Raw genomic sequence first — 17,847 nt, 5'->3', positions numbered from 1 at the left:
GCGATGCTGGCCTATCTCCTTCTCCTCGTGCCGCTGCCGCCGCTGGGCGGGTTCCTTCTTCTGGCGCTCGATCCCTACCGGCTGGATCGCCGCCCGGTGCTGGCCGTGTCGCTGGCCGCCGGGATCGCGCCGCTGGTCCTGTTCCTGCCGCTGGCCATCGCCTATTTCACGGGCGCTGTCGGCGACATGGTCGCCCCGGTCTTCACGCTGAACTTCGGCCAGTACGAGGTGGCGCTTGCCATGCAGCTTGACCCGCTGAGCGCCATCGGCGCCAGCACCGTCACGGTCGTGGCCAGTTGCGTGATGATCTACGCCGCCGACTACATGTCGGGCGCGCGCGTGGCCGATCTGCGCCGCTTCTTCGCCCTGATGAACCTGTTCCAGGCAGGCATGCTGTCGATGGTGCTGGCCGCCGACAGTATCGTCTTCTTCCTCGGGTGGGAGTTGATGGGCCTCTGCTCCTTCTTCCTGATTTCCTACAACATGACCTCGCCGCGCGCCTTCGCCGCCGGGCAGAAGGCCTTCGTCATGACCCGCATCGCCGACGCGGCGCTGTTGGCCGGTCTGCTGCTGCTGTTCCTCGAAGCGACCTCGGTGCGCATGGACGAGTTGATTCCGGCGGGTCTTGCCGCCGAGGAAAGCCGCGCGGCCATCATCGCGGTGCTGTTGCTGGTGGGGGCGCTTGGCAAATCGGCGCAATTGCCGTTCCAGACATGGCTGCCCACGGCGATGGCCGGGCCGACGCCGGTTTCGGCCCTGCTGCACTCGGCCACGATGGTTGCGGCGGGCGCGGTGCTGCTTGCCCGCTTCGCGCCGCTGATCGAGGCAACGCCGGGCGTGGCGGCCGCAACCGCCATCGCCGGTGTCGCCACCGCGCTGTTCGGGGCGCTCTGTGCCATCGCGCAGACCGATGTGAAGCGCCTGCTGGCCTATTCCTCGATCAGCCAGATCGGCTACATGCTGCTGGCCGTGGGGATGGGCGCGCCGGGTGTCGCCATGGCGCATTTCGTCATCCACGCCTTTTTCAAGTCGCTTCTCTTCATGGCGGCGGGGGTGCTGTCGCATGCCGGGGGCGGGTCGACCGAGATCGAGAAGCTGCGCGGCACGGCCTATGTCGCCCCGATCTCCTTCGCGACCTATACCGTGGGCGCGATGGCGCTGGCGGGCTTTCCGATCCTGTCGGCGGGCTGGTGGTCCAAGGAGGCCATCCTTGGCGCCGCGGTCGAGGCCGGCCCGTTCGGGCAGTTCCTGTGGCTGGTCGCGCTGGGCGGGGCCGCGTTGACCGGGGTCTATGCCTACCGCCCCGTGCTCTGCGCCTTGCGTAAACCGCGACATGACGCGCCCAAGGGCCATGAAAGCTGGCTGGCCGTCGCGCCGCTGATCTTCCTTGCCATCATGTCGGTGCTGGGTGGCTTTCTGGTCGAGCCGATCATCCACGAGATGGGCGGCCATGCCCCCCATGCCGGCCTTGGCATCGAGGTCATGGGCGCGCTGGCCGCCATCACCGGCCTGATCGGGTCGGTCGCCGTCACCTTCATCCCGTCCTGGAGCGCCCGTATCAAACGCGCGCGCCGCCTGCGGGCAGGGATGCAGATGGATGCGATCTACTACGCCTTCCTCGTGCGGCCCTATCGCCGGATCGTGCGCTTGCTGTCGGGCCGCGACGGGCGCCTCGGCAAGCATATCGGCGAGGGCCCCGAGGCACAGGAGGGCGGCATGGGCGACCCCGTGGGGACCGCCACCGTGGTCTTCGGCCTGTGGCTGGCGCGGGTCGTGACCGCACCTTTCATGCCTGACCGTTTCGACACGGTCATCATGCGCGGCGCGCGCGAAGCGCGGCGTGCCGGACTTTGGACGCGGCGGCTGCAGAGCGGTCGGCTGCGTGATTATGCGCTGGGTCTCGCGATGGGGCTGGGCGTTCTCGTAATTCTGGGATGGGGAATGACATGGGGTTGAGCTTACAGATTCTTCTGCCCTTCTTCGGGGGGCTGGCCGTGCTCTTCGCGCCTCGTTTCGGACGCGATTTCGAACGCTATGGCACGATCGCGGTGATGGCGCTGACGCTTCTGGTGCTGATCTTCAGCACGCTGAATGGTGACAGCGGGCGCTGGTTGCAACTTGTGCAGGCCGACTGGGCGCCGTCCTTCGGCATCCAGGTTCTTCTGGCGATGGACGGGCTATCGGCGGCGATGCTGGCGATTTCGTCCATCCTCGGCATCGTCTGTGTCTTCATCTCCTGGGAGGTGACGCACCGATCGGCCATGTATCACGCCGTGATCTGCTGGACGGTTGCCGCGGCGAACGGGGTGTTCCTTGCCTTCGACCTTCTGGTCTTCGCCTTCTTCTGGGAGCTGATGATCATCCCGGCCTTCCTGCTGATCGGCCTGTGGGGGCACGGCAACCGCGAACACGCGGCGATGAAATTCCTGGTTTTCAACGCGGTGGCGGGCCTTGGCCTGTTGGCGGCCGTTTTCTGGATGGGGGCCACCGCGCCCGAGATCACCTTCGATGCCTTCGTGCTGTCCGAGGCCGGGTATTCCACGCCGGTGCAGGTGATCCTGCTTCTGGGCTTCGCGCTGGCCTTCATGGTCAAGCTTCCGGTGCCGCCCTTCCACGCCTGGTTGCCCGACGCCCACACGCAGGCCCCCACGGCGGGTTCGATCCTGCTGGCGGGTCTTTTGCTCAAGACCGGCGCCTATGGCCTGTTCCGCTTCCCGCCGCTTTTGTTCCCCGAGGGGCTGATGGCCGTTGCCCCCTACGGCATGGCACTGGGCGCTTTCGGCGTGGTTTACGGCGCGATCCTTGCCTGTGGGCAGGTCGATGCAAAACGCCTGATCGCCTACACCTCCATCGCGCATATGAGCATCGTCTTGATGGGTGTGTGCGGCGGGGTGCATTTCGCGCTGGCCGGCGCAGGGGTCGAGATGATCGCCCACGCGTTCTCGTCCTCGGCACTCTTCCTGCTGATCGGGGCCTTGCAGCACCGCACCGGCACCCGCGACCTGCGCGAATTGGGCGGCTTGCAGAAAACCGCCCCGGCCTTCGCGACCTCCTTCGCGGTGTTCTTTGCCGCCGCGCTGGCCATGCCCGGCACCGCGAACTTCCTTGGCGAGGCGCTTGTGATTACCGGCATGTTCCAGGTCAACTGGGCCTTCGCCGCGATCGCGCTGGTCTCGCTGGTCGTCTCGGTCGTTTATGCCACGCGCCTGATCGGGGCGATCGTCTTCGGCAAGCCGAAATCCGAGACCGCCGTCTTCGAAGACCTCAAGCCCTACGAGCTTTGGCCGATCATCGCGCTTGGGGCCGGCACCATCGTCTTCGGCCTCTTCCCGCAGGTCCTGATCGGCTGGCTGCGCCCGGCCATTGACGCGGCGCTTCTGCCGCTGGGGGTGGGTGCGCCATGACGGACGGCTCCATCTGGTCGGTCGCACCGCTCGTCCTGCTGGGGCTTGCCGCGATCCTCTCCATGGTGTTGGCCCCGATCCAGCCGACGCCACGGGTACGCATCGCCGCGGCCCTGCCGATGGCGCTGGCCGTCGTCATCCTGCTTGCCCGCCTCGGTGCGCCCGAGGCCCCGATCAGCATGCTGCTGGCCGATGACGGCATGGCGCGGCTCGGGTCCGTCCTGGCGGCCGCCGCCGGCCTCGGCATCCTCAGCTTTACCCGGACCATCTGTACCGGGCGCGAGGGGCCCGCGCTGGTCGCGATCGCGGCTGCGGGCGGGGTTGCGCTGGCCTCGGCCAATCACGGCGCGACCCTGTTTCTGGGGCTGGAGCTGACGACCTTGCCCATGGTGGCGCTGGCGCTGATGCCGCGAACCGAAGCGGCGGTCGAGGCCGGGTACAAGCTCTTCCTGATCGCGGGGGTGGGGGCCGGGGCGCTGCTGATGGGCCTGGTCTTCGGCTTTGGCGCGTCGGGCAGCCTGCGGCTCGATGCGTGGTCGGTCGACGGGCCGGTCGCCGCAATCGGACTTGCCTTCGTTCTGGTGGGGCTGTCCGTGAAATTCGCGCTTGTGCCCTTTCACATGTGGTCGCCCGACCTTTTCGCGGGCGCTCCGGCCCCGGTCGGGGCCATCGCGGGGTCGATCTCCAAGATCGCCGTCGCCATTGCAGCCTTGCGTATCGGCCTGAGCCTGCCCGCGCCGGAAATCTGGACGCTTGGCCTTCTGCTGGCGGGCGGTGCCGCCGTGATCCTTGGCAATCTGGCGGCGCTGCGGCAGGACAACCTGCTGCGGATGCTGGGTTATTCCTCCATCGCGCATTCCGGATACATCGCGCTGGTCCTGTCGGTGGGGGGTGAGTTGATGGGCGAGACCGTGCTGGTCTACGTGGCCAGCTACGCGCCCGCCATCGTCGCGGCTTTCGCCGTTGCCGGGTTGATGGGCGCCGGAACGCGGCTCGAGGATCTGCGCGGCCTCGCCTGGTCGCGGCCCCTGGCCGGGGTGGCCCTGGGCGTGGCGCTTTTGTCCATGGCGGGCTTGCCGCCGGCGGTGGGGTTTGTCGCCAAGATCTACCTGTTCTCGACCCTCGCGGGAGAAGCCGCCTGGGGACCACTTGTCATCGCGGCCATCGGCTCGGCTCTTGGCTTTGCCTACTACCTGCGGTTCGCCGTGCGCATCTTCACGGCGCCAAGGCAGCCTGCGCCGCGCGCGACCCTGAACCGGGCCGATGCGGCGGCCATGGCGGCATCGATCGCGTTGCTCATCACGCTCGGCCTTTACCCGGAACCGCTGACCAGCCTCGTCGCCGCGTCGATGCCCTAGGGCGCAGGTCTTGGCAGGGCGCGCGATCGGGGGCAGGGTGCCGGGGAGCGACCCGACCAAAAGGCCGATGCGATGACCCATGGAGCCCCGCGCGCCGAGCGCCTGACCGCCGATCTCGCGCGGATGGTGGCGATCCCGTCGGTCAACCCGTTCGCGGAGCCCCCCGGACCGGGGCACCGCGAAGAGGAGATGGCCCAAGACCTCGTGGCGCACCTCGATGCGCTTGGGCTGGAGACGGGACGCCGCGACGTGGCCCCCGGCCGCCCGAATGTCTGGGGCCGCCTGCGTGGCACGGGGCAGGGGCCCACGGTCCTTCTGGCCGCGCATCTCGACACGGTGGGCACGGAGGGATACCCCGACGCCCACGCGCCGCGGATCGCCGAGGGTCGCGTCACCGGGCGCGGGGCCTGCGACATGAAAGCGGCCATCGCGTGCTACCTCGAGGTCGTCCGCCTGTTGCAGGAGGGCGATAGGCACCTGCCGGGGGACCTTCTGATCGCGGGGCTGTGCGACGAAGAAGACCAGATGATCGGCTCCCGCGATTGGGGCAGCCATGGACCCGCTGCCGATTTCGCCATCGTCGGTGAGCCCACTGGTCTTGCCATCTGTCCCGCTCACAAGGGGCAGTTATGCACCGTCATCCGGACCGAGGGGGTGGCCACCCATTCCTCGCGCCCCGAACTGGGGGTGAACGCGGTCGAACATATGGCGCAGGTGATCGTGGCCTTCGCGGACCTCGACGCCGCGCTTCAGAGCGATGGCCCGGCCCATCCGCTTTGCGGCCATGGGCGGTTTTCCATGAACGTGATCCGCGGCGGCACCATCGCCTCGGCCATTCCCGCGACCTGCGCGTTGGAGGTCGACCGGCGGTTCCTGCCCGGCGAAAGCCCCGAGGCGATCCTGGCCGATTACGAGGCCCGCCTGGAAGCGCTGTCGGACCGTTTGCCCGATCTGCGGGCGACCGTCTCCGCGCCCACCTTGTTGTCTGGCGCGCTCGATACGCCCCAGACCTCCCCCTTGGTGCAGGCCCTTGTTCACGCGACGGCGGCGGTGACGGGCAGCCCTGCCCGGGTCGGGGCCTTTCCCGGAGCGACCGATGCGCCGAACCTCGGCTGCCCGGCCGTCATCTGCGGCCCCGGCCATCTGGAACAAGCGCATAGCTGCGACGAGTGGGTCGCGGTGGAACAGATGGAGAAGGCCACGCAAATCTACCTCGCGTCCATCCTCGATCTCATGGGCCAGTCCTGACACCGCGCGCCCGTCGAGGCCGACGCAGACACACCCTCGAGCCCTTTGCTCGACGACAGCCGGGTGGATGCGTTTACCGCCGACCTTGGCCAGCCCGTGGCGGATCGCCTATTGCCGCGGTTCCTTGCAGAGGCGGATGAGGCCGTCCACGCCCTGACCGCGGCGGACAAACCGCTCCTGAACCTGTCGGAACCGGCCGAGACGGAGCACAAGCTGGCCGGCGCCGCCGCGACCTTCGGTGCCCTCGCCTTGCATGAGGCGCTCGCACGGATCGCGCCTCGGGCAAAATCGGAGGACCCCGATATGGCCCCCCTGTTGGCCCCGCTCGGGCAAATCTGGACGGAAACGCGCGAAGCCTCCGCAAGGCCTGCTGGATCATAGGCGTCGCGCTGGGTTTGCCGCCCTTCGGCCCGGGGCACCCTCGTTCAGATGGACCCAGAAAAACCGACCATGCACGGACAGCCAACGCTGACCACGCAGCCGGGCGGCTCAGCGCCGATCCTGTAGAAGTTTCCAGAAGGCGATGTATTGTAGCGCCAACACATCAGGCAAGGCATGGGGCCTTTGGTTACAAGTCCAAGGCGAGGGGACGTATTGACTGCAAACTTACTACTCGAATTCATCGGTCCGAGCGGTGTCGGCAAGACGACATTCATCGACACCTTCCTGGCGCACCGCCAGGAAACCTGGACCCACCGCAATGCCATAGACCTTTCGAAGCCATATCAGTCCACGCTGATCCACGAGTACTTCTTGCAGGGCAAGCTGCAACGGGTGCTACGAGAGTCCAACGACATGCTGAAACGTGTGACCCGCGTGCGGTATTTCGGCCGGGTTCTCACCATCGACGTGGCCGCGATGAATGCCCTGCCGACCCCTGCCGTCCTCGAAGAGGGTGTTTTCCAGCATTTTGGCGTGGAATTTCAAAAAATCGCAAAGCACTACCCGGGAGACTTCAAAAGCTTCATGGCGCTTCGTGCCTTCGTCAACCTGACCGGCGATCCGCAACGCATCCTCGACCAATCCAAGGAGCGCGGTGAAACCCGGTGGGCAATGGGGGACACTACGGATGGCTCGAATGACAAAAAGCTGATCAAGCAGATCGAGGACAGCCTCGCGTTCAGACAACGGCAGGCCAAAGAGCTTGAAGCCTACGGTCGCCCCGTTCTGACACTCGATGCCGAGATGCCGGATGAGGAAAAGCTGGCGATACTGGACGAGTTCATTAAGGAGCTGCAATGAGCCCCGTTTGGTCGGGTCGGTCTGTTGGCGCCATTGCGATCATCGCATAGCGATACGCCTTCGTCTTATAGATGCGGGGTGTCATTGCCCTGGGCCACCGCGCGCCTTCAGAATGCGAGTAATCTGCTCTCCGCCGAAGTTGCTGCGATGAGTTTACAAAGTAGAGCAGAGAGAGACGGGTTTCGCTGATGCGATGTTCGGTGCCGAAATCCGGGACGCCAGCGGCCTCTGTGTTCCCAAGGTCACAGAACGCCGCGTGGGTGAGAGCAACTGTGTAGCACATGGGCCGATAGGGCCGCAGGGTAGATCAAGTGCGCCCTGCCGTATTCAGGATGGAGCACGGGATATTGCATTGATCACATCGGCTCTTGCAGAATCCTGTGACCAAAAATTTTTGTGAGAAGTGGCAGCCCGTAGGGGAATCGAACCCCTCTTTCCAGGTTGAAAACCTGGCGTCCTAACCGATAGACGAACGGGCCACGCTTGGCGTGCGCGGTGTTTAGAAAAACCACGCGGGGGGTTCAAGAGGATTCTTTCGTCCCGGCGATGTATTTTTCATTCGGCCCAGGCGGCGTCTTCCAGCCGCAGCTGAACCCGGGCGCGACCGTTCCAGTGATTGAGCTCGACCCGGCCCGCCAGGTGGACCGGGCGGCCCTGGTGGGCTTGCAGCGCGTCGAGGCCGAGGCGCTGCGCGTCGAAGCAGATCGCATCGATGCTGCCGGTGCCGCCATCGGTGAAGGCCAGCTTGAGGTGGCCGTCGCCCACGGGGCGCGTCATGCGGATGCGCATGGAGGGGAAGGCGAAGCGCGGGGCAGGGGCCGCCGCGCCGTAGGGGCCTGCGGCCTCGATCTTCTCGATCAACTCGGGGCTGGCGGCTCCGGGCATCATCACGCCGTCGAGTCGCAGGTCCCCCGCGCCGCCCGTGCCGGCCCCCTGCTTGGCCAGCAACGCGCTCAAGCGCGCCATCGCCGGTTCCAGCTGTGCCCGGGTCAGCGACAGGCCCGCCGCCATCTTGTGTCCGCCGCCCTTCTCGATCAGCCCCTCGGCCGCAAGGCGTTGGATCGATGCGCCGAGGTCCACCCCCGAGACCGAGCGGCCAGATCCCTTGCCCTCGTCCCCGTCGAAGCCGATCACGATGGCGGGGCGGTGCGTGTGCTCTTTCAGGCGACTTGCGACGATCCCCACCACACCGGGGTGCCAGCCGTCTTCCGCCGCCCAGACCAGCGGCGCGTCGAGGCCGCGTTCCGCCGCTTGCGCCAGCGCGGCCTCGCGCACCCGCGCCTCGATCTCGCGCCGGTCGGTGTTGAGGTCATCCAGCCGCTTGGCCAGCGCCGCGGCCTCGCCCGCATCCGCCGTCGAGAGAAGCCGCGCACCCAGATCGGCCTGGCCGATCCGTCCCCCTGCGTTCACCCGCGGCCCCAGCACGAAGCCAAGGTGATAGCTGGCCGGCGGGCGGTCCAGCCGCGCCACGTCCGACAGGGCCACCAACCCGGGCCGCTGCCGCCGGCCCATGACCACGAGGCCCTGCCGCACGAAGGCCCGGTTCACCCCGGTCAGCGGGGCGACATCGGCCACGGTCGCCAGCGCCACGAGGTCCAGCATCGCCATCAGGTCGGGGCCTTTCACACCGGCCTCGCGCAGGCGGCGGTTCAATTCGACCAGCACGAGGAAGACGACAGCCGCCGCGCAGAGATGGGCCAGATCCCCCGTTTCGTCCTGCCGGTTCGGGTTCACGACAGCAACGCAGTCGGGCAGGTCGGCGGCGGCAAGATGATGGTCCAGCACGATCACGTCCGCCCCCTTGGCCGCCGCGATGGGCCCGTGTGACAGCGTTCCGCAATCGACGCAGACGATGAGGTCATGGTCGCGGGCCAGCGCCTCCATCGCAGCGTCGTTCGGGCCATAGCCTTCGTCGATGCGGTCGGGCACGTAGAGGGTCGCCTCAAGCCCCATCTCGCGCAGCCAGCAGATCAGGAGCGCGGCGGAGGAGCCGCCATCGACGTCGTAATCCGCGAAGATCGCGATGCGTTCGCGCCCGCGCAGGGCGGCCAAGAGCCGTTTTGCCGCCGGGTCCATGTCTTTCAGCACCATCGGGTCGGGAAGCAGATCGCGTAGCGCTGGGGCAAGGAAGCCCGCGGCTTCCTCGGGCGTCACGCCGCGTTGCGCCAATACGGCGGCCACGGGCGGTTCCAATCCTGCGCCCTGGGTCAGCGCGGCGGCGAGGCGTTCGGTCTCGACGCCGGGGCCAATCCAGCGCCGACCGGTGAGGGAGTCCGTCACGCCAAGGAATGCGGTCATGACGCGTGCTCCAGCAGGCGCTCCGTCGATACGGCGTCGACGAACTCGCCATGCAGGTGGGAGATCGCGCTGACGTGGATCTCCTCGGCACTCAATGGCGGCAGGTCGGACCAGCCTGTATCCGCATTCCCGCTAAAGGCCGCGCAGGCGTCATGTACCAACTGCACGGAGAAGCCGAGGTTGGCCGCCATCCGGCAGGTGGTCGAGACGCAGTGAGGCGTGGTCAGTCCGCAGATCACCAGATCGCGCGCGCCAAGCCCGCGCAGGTGCCCGTCGAGCGGCGTGCCGATGAAGGCGCTGTTGACCCGCTTTTCGAAGACGACTTCGCCGGGCAGCGGTGCGACCTCCGGCTTGAAGGCCACCCCGTCGCCCGACAGCGGGCTGCCGGGTTCGACCGAGCGATGGGCAATATGCACCAGCGGCGCGCCTGCCGTTCGCCAATGGGCCAAGAGCGCACCGGCGCGCGTTTCGGCGTCGGGATTGTTGCGCGCGCCCCAGCCGGGCGCATCGAACCCGCTCTGGATGTCGATCAGGATCAGCGTCGCCGCCATGCCTCAGCGCTTGGGGTTGCGATAGACCATGCGCCGGACGGACCCGGTCTTGGACCGCATGAGGATGGTTTCGGTCGTCAGGTGCGTGGGTTCGCGCTTGATCCCCGGCAGGATCGAGCCATCCGTCACGCCGGTCGCAGCGAAGATCACGTTATCGGTCACCATCTCGTCGCGCGTGTAGACCTTGTCGAGGTCGGTGATGCCCGCCTTGGCGGCGCGGCCACGTTCGTCATCGTTGCGGAACAACAGTCGGCCCCACATCTGCCCGCCCATGCATTTCAGCGCGGCGGCGGCCAGAACGCCCTCGGGCGCGCCGCCTTGGCCCATATACATGTCGATGCCGGTGATCTCGGCCTCGGCGCAATGGATCACGCCCGCCACGTCACCATCGGTGATCATGCGGATCGCGGCGCCGGTTTCGCGGATCTCGGCGATCATCTCGGCATGGCGGGGGCGTTCCAGCACGCAGACAGTAATGTCGGCGGCGGCGCAGCCGCGTGCCTCGGCCAATGCGCGGACCCGGTCGGCGGGCGACATGTCGAGGCTGACCACACCCTCGGGATATCCCGGGCCGATGGCCAGCTTGTCCATGTAGACGTCGGGGGCGTGCAGCATCGTGCCGCGCGGGCCCATGGCGATGACGGTCAGCGCGTTCGGCATATCCTTGGCCGTGAGCGTCGTCCCTTCCAGCGGGTCCAGCGCGATATCCACCGCCGGGCCGTCCCCGGCGCCGACTTCTTCCCCGATATAAAGCATCGGCGCCTCGTCGCGTTCGCCTTCGCCGATGACGACGACGCCCTCGATCTCCAGCTTGTTCAACTGTTCCCGCATGGCGTTCACGGCAGCCTGGTCCGCGGCCTTTTCATCGCCGCGCCCGACCCAGTCGGCCGAGGCGATGGCGGCGGCCTCCGACACGCGGGCAAGGCCCAGCGACAACATGCGGTCGTTGAAATCTACGGGGTGCGACATGGGATATCCTTGCGTGAAAGGGGCTTGGCCTCGGACTTACCCGCCGGGGCGCAAAGGGGCAAGGATGGGTGCGCTAACGTAGTCGCGCCAGTCCCCCGGTGCGCAAGAGCATCTGGAGAAGAAGGCCGATCATCACCCCGTTCAGCACATGCCACAGGAAATGCGTGCCGAGCGGCAAAGCCTCGCACAAATCGCGGTCCACGGTGCGCAGGATCAGCGACAGAAGGAACACGCCCGTCGCAGCCAAAAGCCAGGGCGCGGCAGGATGGCTCCACCGCCAAGTGAGCAGGGCAAAGGTGGCCAGCGCCAAGAGGGCGGGGGCGTATTGCGCCGAGCCGTTCAACGGGTCCGGCCCGGCAGGCTCGGTGCTGCCCTCGCCCATTGCCAGACGCGCGATCAGCACGGCCACCGTCACGACGGCCAGCGAGACGCCGGCCACCCGCACTGGCGGCATGCCGCCGATATAGCGCATCCCGGCCAGGACGAAGGTCGCGACGAATGTCCAGATCGGGACAACATCGGCCAGCGCGGACCAGGTGTTTGCAAAGGTGTGAAACAGGAACGATCCGACCCCGATCAGCCCGGCCAGCACGATCAGCAGCCATGCCGCCCAGTGGCGGATGCCAAGCCGTGCCGCCGTCACCCCGCCCCAGATCGCCGCCGCGATGAAGGCGAGGTTCGACCACGCGTTCCAAGGCTCGGCCCAGAACCCCGTGCCGACCCGTTCACAGTAGATGTCGACAGGGGCCAGCCAATCCATCGTCTCAGAGGTCGACGATGCGCAACGCCACGGGCTCGCCGACCATCACGCCGGTGCCGGGAAGGGCGGACAGGGCCGCGTCCAGATCACCCCGCGCAGTCTTGTGCGTGACGATCAGAACCGGCGCGTTCTCGCCGGAATGATCGTATTGGCGCATGCGGTCGATCGAGATGCCGTTATTGCCCAGAACGGTCGCCACCTTGGCCAGCGCCCCGGGTTTGTCCAGAAGCTCCATCCGCAGGTAATAGCTCTCCGGTGCCTCGGCGGTTGCGGCGGGCGCGTGTTTCAGGCTTGTCGCCGGCTGGCCGAAGACCGGCAGGACGATCCCGCGCGCGATATCGCAGACATCGCCCATCACGGCGCTGGCGGTCGGCCCTTCGCCCGCGCCGGGGCCGCGCAGCACGATCTGCTCGACAGCGTCGCCCTCGATCACGACCATGTTCGTGCCGCCGACCAATTGCCCGATGGGCGACGTCGCGGGCACGAGGCAGGGGGTCATGCGCTGTTCCAGCCCTCGGCCGGTCATCTGCGCCACGCCCAAGAGCTTGATCTTGTAGCCCAGATCGCCCGCCTGCCGGATATCGTCGATGGAAATGCGACCGATGCCTTCCAGCGTCATGTCGTCGAAGGCGACCTGCGTGCCAAACGCGATGGAGGCGAGGATCGACAGCTTGTGGCCCGCGTCGATGCCGCCCACGTCCAGTTCCGGGTCCGCCTCGAGATAGCCAAGCCCGTCGGCCTCGGCAAAAGCCTCCTCATAGGTGAGGCCGGCCAGTTCCATCCGGGTCAGGATGTAGTTGCAGGTGCCGTTCATCACGCCCATCACGCGGGTGATGGCGTTGGCGGCCAGCCCCTCGTGCAGGGCCTTGATGACGGGAATGCCGCCAGCCACCGCCGCCTCGTAGCGCAGGGCGACGCCCGCCGCTTCGGCCGCTTCGGCCATGGCCTGCCCGTGATGCGCCAGAAGCGCCTTGTTTGCGGTGACCACATGCTTGCCAGCGGCAAGCGCGGCCTCGGTCGCGGCCTTGGCAGGGCCGTCCGAGCCGCCCATCAATTCGACGAAGACATCGACATCGTCGCGGCGGGCGAGGGCGACCGGGTCATCCTCCCACGCGTAGGCCTTGAGCGAGACGCCGCGATCCTTGTCGCGCGACCGCGCGGAAACCGCGCTGACCTCGATCGGGCGTCCGCAGCGCGCGGCCAGCAGGTCGGCTTGTCGCTGCACGATTTTCACGACGCCCGCGCCCACGGTGCCAAGCCCCGCGATGCCAAGGCGGATAGGGTCGGTCATGTGGGGTCTCCGGAATATCAGACAGGCACGATCCCGCATCTGTTAGCCGCTTCGCGCAGCGGGTTCAACGCGAGGCTGTCTCGGATCAGGAGATCGACATGCGGCGGAGTTGCGCGGCCCGGCGGCGCAGGTCTGCTGCGCGGGACTCGAGGCTTTGCCCCTCGGCGGCCGCGCTGCGCGGCAACAGGGCGTCCACCTGTGCCAGAAGCGGGCCAAGCGGCACCAATTCGGGGTAGGGCGCGTTGCGCGATGCCTCCGTCAGCCGCGAGTCGAGATCGGGCATGCCACTGGAACAGGCCGCGAGCGCCAGCGCGGCGGCAGTCGAAAGGGCAAGGGGCAAGCGGCGTCGCATGCGCCAGAGGTAACCCCATGTGCCCGCGCAAGTCCAGCACGCAAGGCGACGCGGCGGCGCTTTCCGGCCCCCTTCGACAGTTGAATTGAACGCATGTTCAGATAATCTGGCGGACATGGCACGAAAACAGGGCTCTCACGCCGATATCACCGGCCCCAAGGTGCGCGACGCGGCGCTGCGCCTGTTCGCGCGGCACGGGTTTGCCGCCGTCTCGATGCGCCAGATCGCAGCCGAGGTCGGGGTGCAGGCCGGTGCGCTCTACCTCTACACCTCTGACAAGCAGGCGCTGCTGTTCGAATTGATGCGCGACCACATGGAAGAGCTGCTGGCCGACTGGCAGGCGCCCGATGCGCCGCCGACGGATCAGTTGGAGGATTTCGTCCGCCACCATATCCGGTTCCATCTCGGCCGGCCGGAACTCGTCTTCATCGCCTATATGGAATTGCGCAATCTCACGCCCGAGAATTTCGCCGTGATCGAGGGCCTGCGTCGGGATTACGAGGACCGGCTCGAGGCGATCCTGCGCGCGGGACAGCAAAGCGGCGTGTTCGCCGTGCCCGATACCAAGCTCGCCACGATGGCGCTGATCGCCATGCTGACCGGCGTTACCACGTGGTATCGCGAAGGCGGACGGCTGAACCGCGCCGCGGTCGAGGGCATCTATTGGGACATGGTCCGCAAGGCCGTGGCGGCTTGAGGCCGGTCCTGCAACGTCCATGATCAGGGTTCTGTCGAACCCGTTGTCGCGTCCCTCTGTTTCGTCAACCTGAGCGCATTCATGCCCCGCTGACCACGGGCCGGTGCCGGGCCTCGCGCGGGAAGGGGACCAGTCGCTCCTGCTCCTCGTCCCAGAGCTTCAGCGTGAAGGACCGCAGCGCCTCGGCCCAGCCGATGGTCTGCACCTCGTATTTCTCGCGCAGGGCGCGGTGGCAGGCCCGCAGGCGATAGCTGGGGATATTGGCGTTGAAATGGTGGATGTCGTGATAGGTGATGTTCGCCACGGCAAGGTCGAACCACCATCCCAGATCGAGGGCAGATGACCCCTGTAGCGCGGCCCGGGCCGGGTTCAAATCGGGTTTACGGTCCCACCACGTGTCCTCGAAATTGTGCTGAAGGTAGACGAGGAACACGCCGATGCAGCCGGCAATGAAAACGGTGGACGCGTAGATCGCCATCGCTGGCCAGCCCCCCAGAAGCCACAGCAGGGCGACCCATGCGACCAGACCCGCGTTGTGCAGCAGAACTCCGCGCGCATCGACCGTTCCCGCGTTCTTCGGCCAGCGATAAGCGAGCACGTAGGTAAACAGCCCCCCGATCGGGATCATGATCAACGGGTTTCGGTAGATCCGGTAGTAGAGGCGCCGCCACGGTCCGGCCTCACTCCATTCGCGACGCGTCAGCGTCAGGATCTCGGTCGTGTCACGCTCATCCAGGTTTCCCAGATGCGAGTGGTGCTGGTTGTGATTGTGCTTCATCACCCGGTAGGGCGTCAGCGTGAAAACTGAAAGCGCATGTCCCGCAAGGTCGTTCGCATGCTTGGATGTGAACAGCGATCCATGCCCGCAATCATGCTGGAGCACGTAGAGCCGCACGCCAGCCGTGGCGTTGATCACGACCAACGGGGCGATCAGCCACCATGTCGGCCACGAAGCCACGGCGGCCCACAGCGTCAGGAAGTAGACGGCAAAGGTCGCGACATAACTCAGGCTGGCCAGCCGGTCGTCGCGCGCGGTCCAGTCGCGGACAAAGGCGCGTATCTCGCGCTCGGCCTCTTGTCGATATTCGGGGGTGATCCGGGGGCGGATTGGCGAATCGGCAGTCATGGCATCAGTCTCGGTCCAAGGACAGATCATCGCTGGGCGCGCATACGTTTCCCAGCCACCGTCCACCTAGATGCGCACCTTGCCTCTGCAAGGTGACATGCATTTGAAAGCCCCGCAAGAAAACGCCGCCCGACGCTTAGGCGTGGGCGGCGAATAGCTTGTCAGACTTGGCGCGGGCGCGCCGTGTGCGTCAGAGATTGGGATAGATCGGGAAACGCTCGCAGAGTTCCAGGACTTCCGACTTCACCTTGTCCTCGACGGCGCTGTTGCCATCCTCGCCATTGGCGGCAAGCCCATCGACCACCTCGGTGATCCAGCGCCCGATCTGGCGGAACTCTTCTTCCGAGAAACCGCGCGTCGTGCCTGCGGGGCTGCCGAGGCGGATGCCGCTGGTGATCATCGGCTTTTCCGTGTCGAAGGGGATGCCGTTCTTGTTGCAGGTGATATGCGCGCGCCCGAGGGCTTTCTCGGTCGCGTTGCCCTTCACGCCCTTGGGGCGCAGGTCCACCAGCATCAGGTGCGTATCGGTGCCGCCGGTCACGATGTCGAGGCCGCCCTGCATCAGCTGATCGGCCAGCGCCTGCGCGTTCTTGATGACCTGGGTCTGGTAGTCCTTGAACTCGGGGCGCAGCGCCTCGCCGAAGGCCACGGCCTTGCCCGCGATCACGTGCATCAGCGGCCCGCCCTGGATGCCGGGGAAAATGGCCGAGTTGACCTTTTTCGCGATGTCCTCGTCATTGGTCAGGATCATGCCGCCGCGCGGACCGCGCAGGGTCTTGTGCGTGGTGGTCGTCGCCACATGCGCATGGGGGAAGGGCGACGGGTAGTGCCCCGAGGCCACGAGCCCTGCGAAATGCGCCATGTCCACCAGCAGGTAGGCGCCGACGGTGTCGGCAATCTCGCGCATGCGGGCGAAATCGATGATGCGCGGAATGGCCGAGCCGCCCGCGATGATCATCTTGGGCCGATGCTCGGCCGCAAGGGCTGCGATCTGGTCGTAGTCGATTTCAAGGTCGCTTTCGCGCACGCCGTATTGCACGGCGTTGAACCACTTGCCCGACTGGTTCGGCTTGGCGCCATGGGTCAGGTGACCACCGGCATCGAGGCTCATGCCCAGGATCGTGTCGCCCGGCGTCAGAAGTGCCGTGAACACGCCCTGGTTGGCCTGGCTGCCCGAGTTGGGCTGCACATTGGCGAAGCCGCAGTTGAACAACTGCTTGGCGCGGTCGATTGCGAGGTTCTCCGCGATATCGACGAACTGGCACCCGCCGTAGTAGCGGCGGCCCGGATACCCTTCGGCATACTTGTTCGTCATCACCGACCCCTGCGCCTCCATCACGGCGGCGGAGGTGATGTTCTCGCTGGCGATCAGTTCGATTTCGTCGCGCTGGCGACCCAGCTCCTTCTGGATCGCGTCGAAGATCTCGGCGTCGCGGGTCTCAAGGCTTTCGGTGAAGAAACCTTCGTCACGGTGAGAGGCGTTCATGGTCATCCTCCTTTCGAGGGGTGGCAGCGGGGCCGCGCCGCAGGGCAGGGCCAATTGCCGCTTGGTTTAGGGCATGGGGCCGGTGCGGGGAAGGGCGGAAAGCGGTGATTAATGACGCGGGAGCGTCACGGTGACCGGAACAATCCTGTGCCGCTGTCCCTCATCCGGGATTGAGTTTCGGGCCTGCCCGCGCGATGGTCCGACCGTTAGACGGCCCGGCAGGGCAGAAAACCCGGAGGTGCCGGATGCCCGCGGCCCGCAATATCGCCTTTCTGGCCTCGGACACGCCCCTCGCGCAGGACGCCAAGGCGCGCCTGACCGCGCGTTACGGCGATTTCGCACCGGAAGAGGCCGATGTCATCGTGGCGCTTGGGGGCGACGGGTTCATGCTGGCGACCCTGCACGCCACGCAGCAGATCGAGGCCCCGGTTTACGGCATGAACCGCGGCACCGTCGGCTTTCTGATGAACGAATACCGCGAAGACGGTCTGATCGACCGTCTGGAGACCGCCGAGGAAGAGGTCATCAACCCGCTGCACATGCGTGCGATCGCCGTGGATGGCACCGCCCACGAGGCGCTGGCTATCAACGAGGTCAGCCTGCTGCGCGCCGGTCCGCAGGCCGCAAAGCTCAAGATCTATGTCGACGGGCGCCTGCGGATGGAGGAACTGGTCTGCGATGGCGCGCTTGTGTGCACGCCCGCCGGGTCCACTGCTTACAACTACTCGGCCCACGGACCCATCCTGCCCATCGGGTCCGACGTGCTGGCCATCACCGCCGTCGCCGCCTTTCGCCCCCGGCGCTGGCGCGGCGCGCTGCTGCCCAAAAGAGCGGTGGTTCGGATCGAGGTGATCGACCCCGACAAGCGGCCCGTGATGGCCGATGCCGACAGCCGCGCGGTCAGCGACGTCGCCTCGGTCGAGGTCAGGTCCGAGCCGGATGTCGCGCATCGGATCCTGTTCGATCCGGGTCACGGGCTGGAGGAACGCCTGATCCGCGAACAATTCGTCTGAGGTCTCGGCGTCTCTGGTCCGTCGCGCGGACATGGTTTAAGGCTAAACCATC

At 66.7% G+C, this 17,847-nt stretch carries 16 protein-coding genes and 1 tRNA gene; 8 read left to right on the top strand and 9 right to left on the bottom strand.

What is annotated here, in order from left to right; translation table 11 throughout:
- The first annotated feature begins 3 nt into the window (after positions 1-3).
- From ABD923_RS06885 to ABD923_RS06860, 6 genes are all read left to right on the top strand, one after another.
- Positions 4-1,956 (top strand): NADH-quinone oxidoreductase subunit 5 family protein, encoded by a 1,953-nt coding sequence (locus tag ABD923_RS06885; RefSeq protein ID WP_259549940.1) that lies wholly within the window; start codon positions 4-6, stop codon positions 1,954-1,956.
- Positions 1,947-3,404, top strand: coding sequence for a complex I subunit 4 family protein (locus ABD923_RS06880; protein WP_259549939.1), 1,458 nt, complete (start codon positions 1,947-1,949; stop codon positions 3,402-3,404). Before ABD923_RS06885 ends, ABD923_RS06880 begins: the two co-directional genes overlap by 10 nt.
- Positions 3,401-4,762 carry an NADH-quinone oxidoreductase subunit N gene (locus tag ABD923_RS06875; protein ID WP_259549938.1) on the top strand — a complete coding sequence of 454 codons (1,362 nt, stop codon included), beginning with the start codon at positions 3,401-3,403 and terminating at the stop codon, positions 4,760-4,762. Before ABD923_RS06880 ends, ABD923_RS06875 begins: the two co-directional genes overlap by 4 nt.
- 72 nt (positions 4,763-4,834) lie before the next feature.
- Positions 4,835-6,010 carry a M20 family metallopeptidase gene (locus ABD923_RS06870; protein WP_259549937.1) on the top strand — a complete coding sequence of 392 codons (1,176 nt, stop codon included), beginning with the start codon at positions 4,835-4,837 and terminating at the stop codon, positions 6,008-6,010.
- Positions 6,011-6,055: 45 nt separating this feature from the next.
- Positions 6,056-6,391 (top strand): Hpt domain-containing protein, encoded by a 336-nt coding sequence (locus tag ABD923_RS06865; protein ID WP_259549936.1) that lies wholly within the window; start codon positions 6,056-6,058, stop codon positions 6,389-6,391.
- A 213-nt stretch (positions 6,392-6,604) separates the two neighbouring features.
- Positions 6,605-7,252: an ATP-binding protein gene (locus ABD923_RS06860; protein WP_259549935.1), complete on the top strand. Its 648-nt coding sequence runs from the start codon at positions 6,605-6,607 to the stop codon at positions 7,250-7,252.
- Between the two features lie 404 nt (positions 7,253-7,656).
- Here ABD923_RS06860 and ABD923_RS06855 read toward each other — a convergent pair.
- The 7 genes from ABD923_RS06855 to ABD923_RS06825 all read right to left on the bottom strand — a co-directional run bounded on the left by ABD923_RS06855 (position 7,657) and on the right by ABD923_RS06825 (position 13,473).
- A tRNA-Glu gene (locus tag ABD923_RS06855) sits at positions 7,657-7,731 on the bottom strand.
- 76 nt (positions 7,732-7,807) lie between these two features.
- Positions 7,808-9,550, bottom strand: a complete 1,743-nt coding sequence (gene recJ / locus ABD923_RS06850; RefSeq protein WP_259549934.1) for a single-stranded-DNA-specific exonuclease RecJ — start codon at positions 9,548-9,550, stop codon at positions 7,808-7,810.
- Positions 9,547-10,101: a cysteine hydrolase family protein gene (locus ABD923_RS06845; RefSeq protein WP_259549933.1), complete on the bottom strand. Its 555-nt coding sequence runs from the start codon at positions 10,099-10,101 to the stop codon at positions 9,547-9,549. Before ABD923_RS06845 ends, recJ begins: the two co-directional genes overlap by 4 nt.
- 3 nt (positions 10,102-10,104) lie before the next feature.
- Positions 10,105-11,070 carry a class II fructose-bisphosphatase gene (gene glpX, locus ABD923_RS06840; protein ID WP_259549932.1) on the bottom strand — a complete coding sequence of 322 codons (966 nt, stop codon included), beginning with the start codon at positions 11,068-11,070 and terminating at the stop codon, positions 10,105-10,107.
- 73 nt (positions 11,071-11,143) lie between these two features.
- Entirely contained in the window at positions 11,144-11,830 is a 687-nt protein-coding gene (locus ABD923_RS06835) for a ceramidase (protein WP_259549931.1), read from the bottom strand.
- Between the two features lie 4 nt (positions 11,831-11,834).
- Positions 11,835-13,121 carry a homoserine dehydrogenase gene (locus ABD923_RS06830; RefSeq protein WP_259549930.1) on the bottom strand — a complete coding sequence of 429 codons (1,287 nt, stop codon included), beginning with the start codon at positions 13,119-13,121 and terminating at the stop codon, positions 11,835-11,837.
- 85 nt (positions 13,122-13,206) lie between these two features.
- Positions 13,207-13,473 (bottom strand): hypothetical protein, encoded by a 267-nt coding sequence (locus ABD923_RS06825; RefSeq protein ID WP_222192013.1) that lies wholly within the window; start codon positions 13,471-13,473, stop codon positions 13,207-13,209.
- A gap of 115 nt (positions 13,474-13,588) precedes the next feature.
- On the opposite strand from ABD923_RS06825, the gene ABD923_RS06820 reads away from it, so the two are divergent.
- Positions 13,589-14,170 carry a TetR/AcrR family transcriptional regulator gene (locus ABD923_RS06820; RefSeq protein ID WP_259549929.1) on the top strand — a complete coding sequence of 194 codons (582 nt, stop codon included), beginning with the start codon at positions 13,589-13,591 and terminating at the stop codon, positions 14,168-14,170.
- Between the two features lie 79 nt (positions 14,171-14,249).
- Here the strand turns inward: ABD923_RS06820 and ABD923_RS06815 are convergent, their stop codons facing one another.
- Both ABD923_RS06815 and glyA read right to left on the bottom strand, forming a co-directional pair.
- Complete coding sequence (locus ABD923_RS06815; protein ID WP_259549928.1) at positions 14,250-15,296, bottom strand: fatty acid desaturase; 1,047 nt, start codon at positions 15,294-15,296, stop codon at positions 14,250-14,252.
- 190 nt (positions 15,297-15,486) lie between these two features.
- A complete protein-coding gene (glyA, locus tag ABD923_RS06810; RefSeq protein ID WP_259549927.1) occupies positions 15,487-16,782 on the bottom strand; it encodes a serine hydroxymethyltransferase in 1,296 nt (431 codons plus the stop codon).
- 245 nt (positions 16,783-17,027) lie between these two features.
- Between glyA and ABD923_RS06805 the strand changes: the two genes are divergently transcribed.
- The gene (locus ABD923_RS06805; RefSeq protein ID WP_259549926.1) at positions 17,028-17,795 is read left to right on the top strand and encodes an NAD kinase; all 768 of its coding nucleotides are present in this window, start codon (positions 17,028-17,030) and stop codon (positions 17,793-17,795) included.
- The last annotated feature ends 52 nt before the right edge of the window (positions 17,796-17,847 follow it).

This window comes from [Roseibacterium] beibuensis (genome assembly GCF_039542305.1).
GTDB classification, from domain to species: domain Bacteria; phylum Pseudomonadota; class Alphaproteobacteria; order Rhodobacterales; family Rhodobacteraceae; genus Roseibacterium; species Roseibacterium beibuensis.
Note: the sequence above shows the minus strand (reverse complement) of the source record. Positions and strands in the feature narration are given on the sequence as shown.